Source organism: Microcystis sp. 49638_E5 (assembly GCF_021300285.1).
Lineage (GTDB): Bacteria > Cyanobacteriota > Cyanobacteriia > Cyanobacteriales > Microcystaceae > Microcystis > Microcystis aeruginosa_C.
This window is the reverse complement of record NZ_JAJTDH010000033.1, coordinates 15,559-28,256: the sequence shown is the minus strand read 5'-3', so window position 1 is coordinate 28,256 and position 12,698 is coordinate 15,559. Positions and strand designations below refer to the sequence as shown.

The following is a 12,698-nucleotide window of genomic DNA, read 5'->3' as shown; positions in this document are numbered from 1 at the left end:
AAACTATTGATTTCAGAAAACGGGTTTTTTCAAAAAACCCGTTTTCTCGTCTAACTTGTTATACTATACTACTACAACTTAAAACCTCACCATTCCCTAATCTTCCCTACGGGGTTGGAGACAAGCTTTGCACCCTCACTGAAGGAGTAATTTCCCACTTCCACTCGCAACTATAGAATTAGCTATAATAAAATTACCACAGGTATCATCTTCATATTTCTGGAAACTATATGACCTTAAAACAATTAGACCGAATTACTTTTAACTCCAAAATTATGGCAGGTCAAGCCTGTATTCGAGGAATGCGTATTCCTGTTTCTTTAATTCTTAATCTACTTGCTAACGAAAAGCCGATAGAGGAAATATTAGAGGAATACCCTGACCTAGAAAGAGAAGATATTCACCAATGTTTATTATATGCTTCTTGGTTAGCCAGAGAACAAGTTCATCATTTTGAATTAATCGAGCAATGGAGATAGAGTTTCTAGCCGATATGGGGATTTATCTGCGTACAGTCTCATGGTTAAGAGAACAAGGTTATGATGTCGTTCATCTTCGAGATGAAGGCTTACAAACTTTATCTGATCAGGAAATTCTTGCCAAAGCAAAAAGAGAAAAGCGGATAATTTTAACTGTCGATCTAGATTTTTCTCAACTTCTCGCTATTAGTGGTGATAATTTACCAAGTGTCATCCTATTCCGTTTAGGCAATGAAAACTACAATCTAATTAATCAGCGTTTAACTATAGTTTTACGAGATTGTACAAAAGCATTAAAGACGGGAGCAATTGTGTCAGTGACAGATCGTATTTTTCGGATTAGACTTTTATCAATTTAAGATTTTTGCTTTATAGCGTTCATGGAGTCTTCCCGTTAATTCCATCTTAAATATTGTGTTCCAAAAGCGAACACCTTTATTATTGAGTACAAATTATAACATTGGCAAATAATCTCCCTGTCCTCTGTGTCTCTGTGGTTAATTACACTTCGTTTCTGAATAGTCACTAATAATTATAGGTTCTTTGTTGGGAATTTTGACAATAATTTCGACAGTTCCACCTAAGGCGTTAACTACTTCGCGCAGTGTATTTAGCTCTAGATTTTGCTCTTGTTTAAGTTTAGGTACTATTGATTGCTGTACTTCAAGATGCTCTGCCAATTCTGATAAAGATAAACCTAGTTTTTCCTGCAAATACTTAAGCGTAAGTTCCTCCAGATAAATTTGGGAAGCTCTTGCTTTAATAATTGCTTGTCGTTCTCCACAAAGTTTATTAAATTCTTCCGAGAAGTTGGTATATTCTTTCATGACTTTTCTTCCTTAAGTTTTTCCAGATATTTTTGATAACGTTGATCTGCTATAGGAATATTTTCTTTGTACCATCTTTTGTTACCTGACTTGTTCCCCCCAACAAGTAAAATTGCTTGTCGATGAGGATCAAAGGCAAATAAAACACGCCAAGGTTCACCTTTATACTGAATACGAAGCTCTTTCATATTCTTAAAAGAAGCTCCTTCAATGGTATCAACTCGTGGTCTCCCCAGTGCTGGTTTAAGTTTCATCAATACAGTTAAAACAGCAAATACTTCATTTTGAAGTCCCTGTTCTTGTTGATAAAACCAGAACCTAAAATCTGGATCAAATATAATATTCTATTCCATAAATATAATATAGTCTGTACATAAAATAATGTCAAGCTTTCAGTTAAACATTCGGCTCTCTTGCCATCATCATTATAAATTATAACATTGGCAAATAATCTCCCTGTCCTCTGTGTCTCTGTGGTTAATTCCCCTCGATAATCTCCGTACCTCAATCCAACTTGAAAATGCTATAATAAAAGTAACCTATTATCACTAAGGAAACTTTAATCATGACTAACTTAAACAATCATTCAACCTCTAACACATCCGAAGAGCCTGAGTTATCAATGGAAGAACTCGATGCTAAATGGGATGCACTAGAAAATGACCCAGAATTTTTAGCAAAACCTTTTTGGCAAAAAATTATAGAAATTGGTAACGTTGTTCCCCAATCAGAATGGCGAAAACACTTTCCCAGAGACTTTGCGCGTAACGCGGAACATTATATGTACGGCGCACCAAGAGAAGATGAGGAAAAATAACAAACACAGAACTAACGTCAATTCAAAGTTATAATATATGTAGTAAACCAATCCCACTAAATGATTATGAATCCCCCAAACAATCCCACTCGCACAGAAGAAATTCCGACAATAGAGGAACTTCCGACAATAGCTGAATTACAAGCAAAATTCGCTCAACTTCAAGCTGATCCCGAATTCCGCAAAAAACCTTTTTGGCAAAGAATTGCAGAAATTGGCGCACTTGTTCCCCAGTCAGAATGGCGAAAACACTTACCTACAGACTTTGCGCGTAATTTTGAACACTATATGTACGGCGCACCAAGAGAAGATGAGGAAGAATGAGAAAAATTTTCTTAGATACATCCTATTTGCAAGCACTCGCTGATTATAGAGACAATCTCCATGAACTTGCCACACTAATGACAGTAAGACTAGGAAAATTTACAGGAATTACTAGCGAAATGATTTTGACAGAATTACTTAACGCATTGTCAGGAAGAGGAGATTATCTACGCCAATCTGCTATTAACTTAACCAACGATTTGAAAAACGATTCTACTATAGAAATCATTCCCCAAACCAGTGAACAATTTCAGCAGGCTTTTGATTTTTACCAAAGACGATTAGATAAAGGATACAGTTTAACTGATTGTGCTTCCATGCAGATTATGAGACAACTGGAAATCTCTGAAATATTAACCTTTGATAAGCATTTTCAGCAAGAAGGATTTAGCGCATTACTCAGAGAATAGTCAGTAAACTTTACTTCACTTTAATTTTTTTCCTCGCTTCATATAACCATTGCTCCTCCTCCGTATTAATTTCCCTCCCTTCGGCTAATTTAAGACATTTACGCCAATTTTCCTGAGATAATTTCTTGTCTTCTTTTTCTAAAAGTTGAGCATAAATACAAAAAGCAGCACCGGGATTGCGGATAAATTTCTGATAAGCTGGATTTTCAGCGATACCAATAGCAACTAAAAGATTAGGAACTGCATCTTCACTGCGATTTTGCTTAAATCTGGCCCAGCCTAGATTTTTATAAATACTATATTTTTGTACTGCTAAATTGCGTTTCTCCTCTTCAGTAAATTGGTCTAGTTTTTCATCTTTTTCTGCTAATAATCTCTTAGCTTTTTCCAGTAACTCTACCGCTTCTGCATTCTTATTATCTCGCAGATACCAATAAGCGAGATTATTATAAGCATCTATAAAACCACCTTTTGCCGCAATTAAATAGTGTTTTTTCCCATTAGTCAAATCCTGTAACTCTTCATAAAGTGTTGCTAACTTATAATGAGCATCTAGATTATCTGGATCTAACTCAATTGCTTTTAAATACTTCTCTTCGGCTGAAGCTAAATTAGGAAATTCTTGACTTGCTGGCGGAGGAGATTGTAAACGGTTGCCTTCTTGCTTATAAAGCTCAGAAAACCAAGAGAAATGTAACCAAATGCTTAATAGTAAGGCAAAAATTATTACTGTTACCAAAAACTGTACTTTTTCATGCCAATATTCAGCAATCCTCAGAAATTTCATTAACTTAACAAAACTCTTTTGTCGCTCCTGTGTCAGCGCATTTTGAGCCTGTAACAAAGAAATAAAAGTCGAAAATATCACACCCCCTACTTCTAGCAAACCTGAGCCACCACCAAGAAACCGAGTAGCAATCGTTCCGATTAATGTAAAATTAACCCCTAATAAAACCAGCTTACCGCTTCTCAATAGCCAATCAAAGCGATTGCAAGGATGCAGAGATTCCCTGCTTTCTAAATGCCACCACCAAGCTTGAGCAGAAATAGGTAAAGTCTCCCGATATTCAGCTAAGTCAAGAACTTGAGTAATTTTGTAACTTTTCTGTTTTAATCTATTATCTTGTTCGATTAATTTTAACGACATATCAACGGAAATTTCCGCCTCAGCTTCCATTTGTTTATGAAGAGCATCTCTGGCGGCAATAATTTCTAAAGCCTGTGCTTTTTTCAGAGATTTATTATGAGAAGTATCTAAATAATTTAGAGCATTCTGGTAACGCTCTAAAGCAACTTGAAAGGGTGTCGGCACAGGTGCAGGAGAATTCATATTATACTAAATCCGTTGAGCATAGGTTACTTATAAGGACAGGCAAAAGGCAAGAGGCAAAAGGCAAAAGGGGGAATAAATAATCAGTTTTTAATAACCAGATTTAGTATTATACAATCCTAAAAGTTTAGTTTCTTTCACTGTTTGAGGGTAAAAAATACTCCAGCAAAACTGGCTGATGATACTAAATCCTGTTTAAAAAGTATAGGAAAGTGGGAAGATGGGGCAAAAAACCAAAGGAATTAGGAACCATAGGTTCCTAATTCCTGTAGTATATGCCATTGTATGTAACGGGCTTGGAGAGACTCGAACTCCCGACCTTGTGGTCCGTAGCCACACGCTCTAATCCACTAAGCTACAAGCCCTTGTTTTTCTCAACAGTAAACTACTATAGCACAGGTTCATTCAATGACGCAAGAGGGTAAAGAAAAATTATGTCATCTCGACAGCCAAGGCGAGGCCCAGATGGTGGATGTATCGGAGAAAATGCCCACTAAACGCACTGCTATCGCCCTAGGACAAGTGAGAATGCTAAAAACGACTTTTGAAGCCATAGAACAGGGAAATGCGCCTAAAGGTGACGTTTTAGGGACGGCCAGACTAGCGGGAATTATGGCGGCCAAACAAACTTCCTCCTTAATTCCCCTTTGCCATCCCTTACCCCTGCAAAAAATCAATGTTCAGATTATCCCGAAAGCAGAGTTACCCGGCTACGAAATTCGGGCAGAAGTGGTGACAAAATCGGAAACCGGTGTAGAAATGGAGGCTTTAACGGCGGTATCTGTGGCAGCCTTGACTTTATACGATATGGCTAAAGCGTTAGAAAAATCAATCCTGATTGAAAATATCCGTCTGCTGAGTAAAACAGGAGGAAAATCAGATTATCATCACCGAAAAACTAATGCGCGGGGGGTTTGGGGGCGGCGCCACGCCCCCAACGGGGGGTTTGGGGGGTAGAACCCCCCAAAGGCTTGGATTGAGTGGTAAAATCGGAAGTAATGACCGATTTTAGCCGAGAGTGTCCCCGTAAAAATCCCAACTTGGTAGATTGACAAAAATGAGATGCAGCCTAAAAAACCTAAGTAACCCCTTCTAATTTTTCATCGGTCAATTGATATAATTCCTGTAATTTCTCTAATTTGTCGGGGTCTGCTTGCCAAAAACCGCGACCCTGTGCTTCTAACATTCTACCGACAATATTACGGAAAGCTTCGGGATTAGCTTGACGCAATTTTTCCGCCATTTCTGTATCAAAAGCGTAGGTATCGGCTGCCTGATCATACACCCAATCGTCACTAAAATTAGCCGTACCGCCCCAACCAATTAAAGCGGTCATTCTTTGGGAGATTTCGTAGGCCCCACCGGAACCTTGATTAACCATGGCATTGGCCCATTTAGGATTGAGTAATTTACTGCGGTATTCTAAGCGCAAAACCTCCTCTAATTTGCGGGGAGTTGTATCATTGGAAAAACTCTCGACAAAACTCGTCATCACCCGTTTACCGCTTTGTTTTTCTGCGGCTAATTTTAATCCTCCTGTATTGCCGTAGTATTCCTGAATATCGGTTAAACCGTATTCTACCGAGTCAATTTCTTGGATAATACTTTCACTGGTTTTTAATAACTGTTGTAGCACTTCTGGCCGCGCTTGTCCCTTATCTTGACGACCATAACTAAAAACATTACGCTTTTCCCAAGTTTTCGCTAATTCGTTGTCATTGTCCCAATTTCCCTCCACTACTTGGTCATTAACTAAAGAGCCAAAATCCCCAGCAGGATTGGAAAATAAACGAGCGCTGGCATTGTCAATTCCTTGACTTTTTAAGGCTAAATAGTGCTTACGGATATAATTATCATTTTCCGATTCTTCTATCTCAGCTGCCCGCTGCATTAAATCATCCAATAACTCGATAATATTGATAAAAGTATCGCGAAAAATTCCCGATAAATTAGCCAAAATATCGATGCGCGGGTGTCCAATTTCTCCTAGAGGTTTTAATTCATACCTGACAATTCTTCCTGTCCCCTCTTTCACTGGTTCCGCACCGACTAATTCTAAGAGAATACCCAGGGATTCACCCTTAGTTTTAATCACATCTAATCCCCAGAGTAAAACTGCTACAGTTTCGGGATATTTTCCTTTTTCGGTTAAGTTTTGTTGTAGCAGTTTTTTGGCGATTTCTCGTCCGCGAGTGTAGGCTGCGGGGGAAGGCATCCGGTAGGGATCCAAAGCGTGTATATTGCGTCCTGTGGGTAAAACTCCCGCACCATCCCGGAGTAAATCACCCCCCGGTGCCGGTGGTACATATTCCCCATTTAATCCCCGCAAAAGATTAGTTAATTCTTCGCTATTTTGTCCTAATAAATTTTTAATAGCAATGCCTTCTTTAAGCTTTTCATTGGTTGCTTCGTCAGCGATAATTTGCTGAAATTCTCGCTCAGATAAATCTGTGAAATAAGCGTCAAGATAACCTTTTAATTCTTCCTGATTGGGAGCAGTTCCTAGGGTGTGTAAACCCGAAGAAAATAGTCTTTGTTCGACGATTTGTAAGTAATTATACACCTTGACAAAATAATCGGTTAGTGCATAGCGGCTAAATAATTTGGCATTTTCTAAAGTGAATTCTATTCCCTGTTTTTCTGCTTCCAGAAAAGGACAATCTTTAGAGATACCTGTATCAATAATCTTTTGCAGGATACTATCTCTTAAAGCGTAATTTTTCTCAGGATTTTCTCGAAACTCGGCAATCAAATCTCGCAAAATCATCAATTCTTTATATAATCCCGCTCGTCCGTAGGGAGGCACATTATGGGAAATTAACACCCCATAACCGCGACGTTTAGCTAGGATAGATTCCGAGGGATTATTAGCGGCATAAATATATAAATTCGGTAAATCTCCTAATAAAATATCTGACCAAGAATAACTGGTATTTCCTAGGGGTGAACCGGGCAGCCATTCGACGGTTCCGTGCATACCAAAATGAACGATAGCATCGGTCTTAAAATCTTTTTGCAACCACTGATAAAAGGCTGCATACTGAGGGTGAGGAGTTAAATCTTTTTCAAACATTAACCGCATCGGATCCCCAGCAATTCCTAAAGGTGGCTGCACTCCAATCCAGATATTACCTAACTCAATACCCCCTAAATGATACTGATCGCCAATAGTTTTTATCCCCGCATCTTTCAGAGATTTCCAGTGTTTTTCAATGCGAGAAGTTAACAGATAACCTAGCCAATTTTCTAAAGTTTCTATCGATAAACGATTTTGTTTAGAGAGATTTTCATCATCGGCAAATTTAACTTTTTGAATAATTTCTTCCCCGTCTTCGGGAATTGTTCCCACATTATAACCCTGCGCTTGTAAAGCTTGTAAAAACTTAACTAAACTCCGGGGAACATTTAACAAAGCAGCCGTACCAACTGCCCCATAACCCGGGGGAAATCCATAGAGAATGATGGCTATTTTCCGTTCTTGCGGAGGGGTTTTATGTAACTTAATCCAACTGTTTAAACGTCCAGTTAAACGCTGTAATCTTTCGGGGATTAAATATATAGTTTCCCCCACTAATCCCCCCAGAGGAATTGTATCAATTGCTCCATCTAATTCCGGTAAAGCGTATAGAACCACACTCTGTAAACCACCGATTCCCTGTCTTGTCCAAGAATAAATATCTTGAATCAATAAAGGGGCAGCGATAAGATAAGGAATATTTTTAGCGGACAGAATTCGTTTAGCCACTTCTACCTGTCTTCCTGCTTCCATAGAACCCGCAGGACCCCCCACCAAAGGAAAGCCAATCGTCGAGACAATTGCATCTACTGTCACCGCATCTTCACTTAAAGAAGGAGTTTCAATGATTCCTTTTTTTCTTTGCTGAATTTCGTAGTCTGTGGTTAACCAATCCCGAACAATTGTATGGCCTTCTACTCCGTTAATAAACACGGGTAGGGGAATTAAATTAGCCGTTTCAAAATGACGGATTAATTGATTAATATAGGGTAGTTTACTGATAACGTGCTTCCGATAAAGCAGCAGTGCCACCACTGGTTTATCAAGAGATTTATTTTTTTTATACCAAGTCAAATATTCTTGGGGAGTGAGAAAATAACCCTGATAATCGGGGTGTAATAGTCCCTTATTGGGAGTTTCGATAACTTCGGGTATTTCCCGTACTTTTAATCCTAGATATTTTTGGGCAATTACCCAACACATAGCGGCAACATTTTCGGTTCCTCCCGCATTCCAATAACCGTAAATAATTAACCAATTACGCAAATCTTGAACTTTTTTAGCGGGAATAAATTTCAGCAGTTTCGGACCAGTTTTGAGGAAACTGAGATAACCGGCTAACTTATCTTCTTCCTTGCCACTGGAAAATTTACTTAAGATAAATTGAATTGGTTTTGGCATTCCTTTTGGTTTATCCCCGATGGCAAATTCTCCCAAACGGGTTAAACTCATTAACTCTAAAGCAGACTCAAAAACTAAGCGAATCGGAATCTCTGCCGCTCGTTGCCGCAGCCAAGTAACTTGATCGTAATCGAAGATCAAACTAGCAAAAAAAACGTCGGCATTGGCTAAAGCTTGCTCGACTATTTCCGGTTCGCTAGTCAAGGATTTATCGCTGAATACTTTTACTTCTAAATCGGGACATTTAGAACTAGCCAACAGGCCCGATTGCCGATATAAATTGGTGTTAAAGGTTTCAAAGCCAACAATTAAAACAATGCTTTTCATAAGAATATATTTTTATACTAAATCTGGTTATTAAAAACTGATTATTTATTCCCCCTTTTGCATGAGTGCCTCTCCTGATATGTAGCTTATACTCAACGGATGGCCGTATTACCAATCCAAGCCTTTGGGGGGTTCTACCCCCCAAACCCCCCGTTGGGGGCGTGGCGCCGCCCCCAAACCCCCCGCGCATTAGTTTTTCGGTGGGATGCTTACACGCAGCCGCTGATACATCTGTAATAATTTAAGAGTCACTGCACTTGCGGGAGTGTCTATCCTGATATGTAGCCTGATTTAGTATTAGATTAGACCAATCAGGGTGCGTTATCCTGCCTGAAAACACCCCCTGAAATGATCATAACGACAAATTAATAATAACTGCCAGATTTGCGATGATGGATGGCGGTTAAACCTTGGTGTAAAACCTTACCTTTTTCTGCGATCGCATAAATCAACCAATGATCACCGCACTCCATTCGTTGTTCTACCCGACATTCCAGATAAGCGAGCGCTTCGGCCAAAATCAGCCCACCGTTCTCAGCTTTAGTGGTTTCGATATTAGCGAAACGATCTTCTCCTGGAGTAAAACGTTTGAGAAAATGCTTCATTAAAGCTATATGTTGTCCTTCTTGGAGGATATTAAGGACAAAATCTCATTTTAAGGTTTCATGACATTAAAACCCTTGCACCCAGAGGGGTTAATAATTCTTAACGAATCTCTAGATCGCTGAAACAACGCAAAATCGTTTCAAAATGAGAATTGCTGCCACTATCTCACCTGCATCGGTCTAACACCCCCTTAATAAGACTTATAGCAGAGAACGAGTTAGTTAGGACAACCTAAATCGCTAAAATTCAGTTCTGGCAAGGATTTTCCTTCTTCCTTCTGCCCGCTGCTATAATAGCGCACTGTGCGGTTTAATCACCTCAATCAGGAGTCAGGAGACGATGCCAAATCAGATTATACTTCATCTTTATGAGAAACGCTGTAAGCTGTAATAATTAAGAGGCATCTTAAAAAAAGTCAGAAACCCTTCTGTTCCCTGTTCCGGAGTTCTCTTGTCTCTAAAGTTATAGTCATTTCAATTAAGATTGAGAATATCAATGCTAGAGTTAATAAGGGTTTAACTGGTCTAGAGTGTATCAGACTTATCTGAAATGACTATAACTTTATTTTTAACTAGGTACTTAGAATGAAAAATGAAATATTAAATCTAGAATTTTCTCCCGATGTTCTTGCCGCTTTAAAAATAGGAATTGATGAACTCGGTCAAGAAATTAAACTTCTGGCCGCTATTTATTATTTTCAAGAAAAGCGACTTTCTTTAGGAAAAGCGGCGGAATTAGCGAGAATTAATCGCCTAGAATTTATGGATATTTTGTCTAAAAAAGGGATTGTATTGTTTGATTATGACGAATCGGCGTTAGCGGTTGAATTAAAGGGAATAGAAAAACTGGAGCCTGATGATTGTAAGTAACGCTACTCCCCTCATCGCTTTTGCGCGAATTGGTCAACTCGGTCTTTTACAAGAAATAGTTAAAAGCATCATTATTCCTAAGGCGGTAGCTCTTGAAATCAGCACTTACGATCAAGACAAAACTGGCTCGATCGATCTATTACGAGAACAGTGGATTTCTGTCCGAGAAATCGCCTCTCAACAGCAGGTTTCCTTACTATTACCGACTCTAGATCGAGGAGAATCAGAAGTCATCGTCCTTGCACTAGAACAAAAAGCCTCTTTAGTGCTTATCGATGAATTAGCTGCTCGTCAGGTGTGTAAATCTCTCAATATTCCAATTACAGGTTCGATCGGTATTTTAATTAAAGCAAAACAGTTGGGAAAGATCGCTGCAGTCAAACCTTACATAGAAACGATGCAACAACAAGGCATATACTACAGCCAGAAATTTATCGATCTTGTTTTACAAACAGTAGCAGAAGGATAGGGGAGAGTATTGTTCACTTTCGGGATCAGCCGAAACCCTTGTTTTTTGCGATCCCTTGCCCGTCACCATGAGTTAATAATAACTGCCAGATTTGCGATGATGGATGGCGGTTAAACCTTGGTGTAAAACCCTGCCTTTTTCTGCGATCGCATAAATCAACCAATGATCACCGCACTCCATTCGTTGTTCCACCCGACATTCCAGATAAGCGAGCGCTTCGGCCAGAATCGGCCCACCGTTCTCAGCTTTAGTGGTTTCGATATTAGCGAAACGATCTTCTCCTGGAGTAAAAGGTTTAAGAAAATGCTTCATTAAAGCTATATGTTGTCCTTCTTGGAGGATATTAAGGACAAAAGGCGTACCGCTATAAAGCAGAGACTCGATCGCTCGTTCTTTCGCCACGGCAATAGTCAATCCGGGGGGGGTAAACGTCGCTTGCGACACCCAAGAGGCTAACATGGCGCCGCGCAATTCTCCCAATTCGCAGGTGACGATACAGAGAGAACCCACCAAACGGCCCAGCGCCTGCGATCGCCGATCGCTTTGGGATTGGTTAACATTAGTTTTCGGTTGTCTGCTTTTGCGAGCTTTTTTGACTGCTTGAGCGAAATCGGTTCCCGCTTCCTCACAGGTCTTTAAAATTGCCTCCGTGGGCTTAAATTTAACCCGAATTGGCTCAAAACCGAAGCGATAACCGCCATCCCGGAATTTACCTTCCAAAAGATCGATCGCTTCCCCACTCCAACCGTAGGAGCCAAAAACCCCCACCAGCTTGCTTTTATCGCCATTTGCTAGGGTAATCCCCAAGGCGGTTTGGATGGGAGTCGGTGCGTGTCCTCCCAAAGTGGGGGAACCAAAGATAAAACCGACACTTTTTTCGATCGCCGTTTTGATCTCGTCCGGTTCAGCGAACTCGGCATTAATCGCCGTCACTGCTACTCCCGCTTTCGTGATCCCCATGGCGATCGCTTGAGCAAGGGTGGCGGTGTTGCCGTAGGCACTGGCATAAATCAGGGTGATTGTCAACTCTTGATACTTTTGTACTGCTAACCATTGTTGATAGGAAAGGGTCAATTCGTGCATCGCGTAACGCACCAGAGGACCGTGACCAACAGCATAAAATAAGGGCGATTTAGCGGCTAATTTCTCCAAAGCGTTGCTAATTTGGCTGGCATAGGGAGCCATGAGACAATCGAAATAATAACGCCGATCTTCGTTATAAACGCTCCAACCCTCATCAAAAATTTGGTCGCCACAAACGTGCGCTCCGAATAATTTATCGGTGTAGAGAATATCGGTTTTGCTGTCGTAGGTACAGAGTTGATCGGGAAATCTGGGGTTAGGAGTGGGGATAAATTCTAATTGATGGTTTGCCCCTAAATTTAATATTTCTTCCCCCTTGACAACCAACAGATTTAATGCTTCGGTTTCGAGAATTTTTTTCAGGGAAATTGCCCCCGGATTAGAACAAACAAAAGTGACTTGAGGAGCGATTTCTAAAAGTGCCTTGAGGGTGACGGCACGATTGGGGTTAACGTGACCGAGGATAATATAATCAATAGTTTTCGGATCGATTCTTTTAGTTAAAGCCTCTAAAAATATAGCCGAGAATGATTCCCCCGGTGGATCAAAAAGAGCGACCTTTTCACCTTTAATCAGATAACTATTGGCGGTGGTTCCCTTTTGTAATCCGTATTCGATCTCGAATTTTAACCGGTCCCAAGTGCGGGAACGAAAGACAAAAGTATCGACGGCGATCGGTGCTACTTGTACATCTCTCGGTTTGACAATTGCATTATTCATAATTTTAGTTACCAGTTATC

13 protein-coding genes, 1 tRNA gene and 1 pseudogene are annotated in these 12,698 nt (G+C 40.0%); 8 read left to right on the top strand and 7 right to left on the bottom strand.

Annotation, left to right across the window (positions count from 1 at the left end; all coding sequences use genetic code 11):
- The first annotated feature begins 230 nt into the window (after window positions 1-230).
- Together LW728_RS11205 and LW728_RS11200 are read left to right on the top strand one after the other, a co-directional pair.
- Window positions 231-479: a DUF433 domain-containing protein gene (locus LW728_RS11205; protein WP_002743172.1), complete on the top strand. Its 249-nt coding sequence runs from the start codon at window positions 231-233 to the stop codon at window positions 477-479.
- Complete coding sequence (locus LW728_RS11200; RefSeq protein WP_185240764.1) at window positions 470-838, top strand: DUF5615 family PIN-like protein; 369 nt, start codon at window positions 470-472, stop codon at window positions 836-838. The genes LW728_RS11205 and LW728_RS11200 overlap by 10 nt, the downstream gene beginning before the upstream one ends.
- A 138-nt stretch (window positions 839-976) precedes the next feature.
- Here the strand turns inward: LW728_RS11200 and LW728_RS11195 are convergent, their stop codons facing one another.
- Together LW728_RS11195 and LW728_RS11190 are read right to left on the bottom strand one after the other, a co-directional pair.
- Window positions 977-1,306 carry a helix-turn-helix transcriptional regulator gene (locus LW728_RS11195; RefSeq protein ID WP_287766701.1) on the bottom strand — a complete coding sequence of 110 codons (330 nt, stop codon included), beginning with the start codon at window positions 1,304-1,306 and terminating at the stop codon, window positions 977-979.
- Complete coding sequence (locus LW728_RS11190) at window positions 1,303-1,644, bottom strand: type II toxin-antitoxin system RelE/ParE family toxin (protein ID WP_223211100.1); 342 nt, start codon at window positions 1,642-1,644, stop codon at window positions 1,303-1,305. Before LW728_RS11190 ends, LW728_RS11195 begins: the two co-directional genes overlap by 4 nt.
- Window positions 1,645-1,871: 227 nt before the next feature.
- Here LW728_RS11190 and LW728_RS11185 point away from each other — a divergent pair, with 227 nt between their 5' ends.
- From LW728_RS11185 to LW728_RS11175, 3 genes are read left to right on the top strand one after another with little or no spacing between them, the layout of a single operon-like run.
- Window positions 1,872-2,123 carry a hypothetical protein gene (locus tag LW728_RS11185; RefSeq protein WP_287107184.1) on the top strand — a complete coding sequence of 84 codons (252 nt, stop codon included), beginning with the start codon at window positions 1,872-1,874 and terminating at the stop codon, window positions 2,121-2,123.
- Window positions 2,124-2,183: 60 nt separating this feature from the next.
- Window positions 2,184-2,447 carry a hypothetical protein gene (locus LW728_RS11180; RefSeq protein WP_002766985.1) on the top strand — a complete coding sequence of 88 codons (264 nt, stop codon included), beginning with the start codon at window positions 2,184-2,186 and terminating at the stop codon, window positions 2,445-2,447.
- Window positions 2,444-2,857, top strand: a complete 414-nt coding sequence (locus LW728_RS11175; protein ID WP_271935268.1) for a type II toxin-antitoxin system VapC family toxin — start codon at window positions 2,444-2,446, stop codon at window positions 2,855-2,857. Before LW728_RS11180 ends, LW728_RS11175 begins: the two co-directional genes overlap by 4 nt.
- Window positions 2,858-2,867: 10 nt before the next feature.
- On the opposite strand, the gene LW728_RS11170 is transcribed toward LW728_RS11175, so the two are convergent.
- The gene (locus LW728_RS11170; RefSeq protein WP_287766699.1) at window positions 2,868-4,187 is read right to left on the bottom strand and encodes a tetratricopeptide repeat protein; all 1,320 of its coding nucleotides are present in this window, start codon (window positions 4,185-4,187) and stop codon (window positions 2,868-2,870) included.
- 291 nt (window positions 4,188-4,478) lie between these two features.
- A tRNA-Arg gene (locus LW728_RS11165) sits at window positions 4,479-4,552 on the bottom strand.
- 43 nt (window positions 4,553-4,595) lie between these two features.
- Between LW728_RS11165 and moaC the strand changes: the two genes are divergently transcribed.
- The gene (moaC, locus tag LW728_RS11160; RefSeq protein ID WP_287766697.1) at window positions 4,596-5,144 is read left to right on the top strand and encodes a cyclic pyranopterin monophosphate synthase MoaC; all 549 of its coding nucleotides are present in this window, start codon (window positions 4,596-4,598) and stop codon (window positions 5,142-5,144) included.
- A gap of 121 nt (window positions 5,145-5,265) precedes the next feature.
- Here the strand turns inward: moaC and bchH are convergent, their stop codons facing one another.
- A complete protein-coding gene (bchH, locus tag LW728_RS11155) occupies window positions 5,266-8,931 on the bottom strand; it encodes a magnesium chelatase subunit H (RefSeq protein ID WP_287766696.1) in 3,666 nt (1,221 codons plus the stop codon).
- Between the two features lie 365 nt (window positions 8,932-9,296).
- Window positions 9,297-9,578 (bottom strand): annotated as a pseudogene (locus LW728_RS11150) (flavin reductase family protein); the annotation flags it as partial.
- A 543-nt stretch (window positions 9,579-10,121) separates the two neighbouring features.
- On the opposite strand from LW728_RS11150, the gene LW728_RS11145 reads away from it, so the two are divergent.
- Together LW728_RS11145 and LW728_RS11140 are read left to right on the top strand one after the other, a co-directional pair.
- Window positions 10,122-10,406, top strand: coding sequence for a UPF0175 family protein (locus tag LW728_RS11145; RefSeq protein WP_002754799.1), 285 nt, complete (start codon window positions 10,122-10,124; stop codon window positions 10,404-10,406).
- The gene (locus LW728_RS11140) at window positions 10,393-10,875 is read left to right on the top strand and encodes a PIN domain-containing protein (RefSeq protein ID WP_110578515.1); all 483 of its coding nucleotides are present in this window, start codon (window positions 10,393-10,395) and stop codon (window positions 10,873-10,875) included. The genes LW728_RS11145 and LW728_RS11140 overlap by 14 nt, the downstream gene beginning before the upstream one ends.
- A gap of 72 nt (window positions 10,876-10,947) precedes the next feature.
- Here LW728_RS11140 and LW728_RS11135 read toward each other — a convergent pair whose 3' ends face one another.
- The gene (locus LW728_RS11135) at window positions 10,948-12,678 is read right to left on the bottom strand and encodes a diflavin flavoprotein (protein WP_287766694.1); all 1,731 of its coding nucleotides are present in this window, start codon (window positions 12,676-12,678) and stop codon (window positions 10,948-10,950) included.
- Window positions 12,679-12,698: the final 20 nt, after the last annotated feature.

What these genes read in the sequence shown, in the direction of transcription:
- LW728_RS11205 (WP_002743172.1), top strand. Translation starts at nt 231, where the DNA reads ATGACCTTAAAACAATTAGACCGAATTACTTTTAACTCCAAAATTATG.
- LW728_RS11200 (WP_185240764.1), top strand. Translation starts at nt 470, where the DNA reads ATGGAGATAGAGTTTCTAGCCGATATGGGGATTTATCTGCGTACAGTC.
- LW728_RS11195 (WP_287766701.1), bottom strand. Translation starts at nt 1,306, where the DNA reads ATGAAAGAATATACCAACTTCTCGGAAGAATTTAATAAACTTTGTGGA.
- LW728_RS11185 (WP_287107184.1), top strand. Translation starts at nt 1,872, where the DNA reads ATGACTAACTTAAACAATCATTCAACCTCTAACACATCCGAAGAGCCT.
- LW728_RS11180 (WP_002766985.1), top strand. Translation starts at nt 2,184, where the DNA reads ATGATTATGAATCCCCCAAACAATCCCACTCGCACAGAAGAAATTCCG.
- LW728_RS11175 (WP_271935268.1), top strand. Translation starts at nt 2,444, where the DNA reads ATGAGAAAAATTTTCTTAGATACATCCTATTTGCAAGCACTCGCTGAT.
- LW728_RS11170 (WP_287766699.1), bottom strand. Translation starts at nt 4,187, where the DNA reads ATGAATTCTCCTGCACCTGTGCCGACACCCTTTCAAGTTGCTTTAGAG.
- moaC (WP_287766697.1), top strand. Translation starts at nt 4,596, where the DNA reads ATGACGCAAGAGGGTAAAGAAAAATTATGTCATCTCGACAGCCAAGGC.
- bchH (WP_287766696.1), bottom strand. Translation starts at nt 8,931, where the DNA reads ATGAAAAGCATTGTTTTAATTGTTGGCTTTGAAACCTTTAACACCAAT.
- LW728_RS11145 (WP_002754799.1), top strand. Translation starts at nt 10,122, where the DNA reads ATGAAAAATGAAATATTAAATCTAGAATTTTCTCCCGATGTTCTTGCC.
- LW728_RS11140 (WP_110578515.1), top strand. Translation starts at nt 10,393, where the DNA reads ATGATTGTAAGTAACGCTACTCCCCTCATCGCTTTTGCGCGAATTGGT.
- LW728_RS11135 (WP_287766694.1), bottom strand. Translation starts at nt 12,678, where the DNA reads ATGAATAATGCAATTGTCAAACCGAGAGATGTACAAGTAGCACCGATC.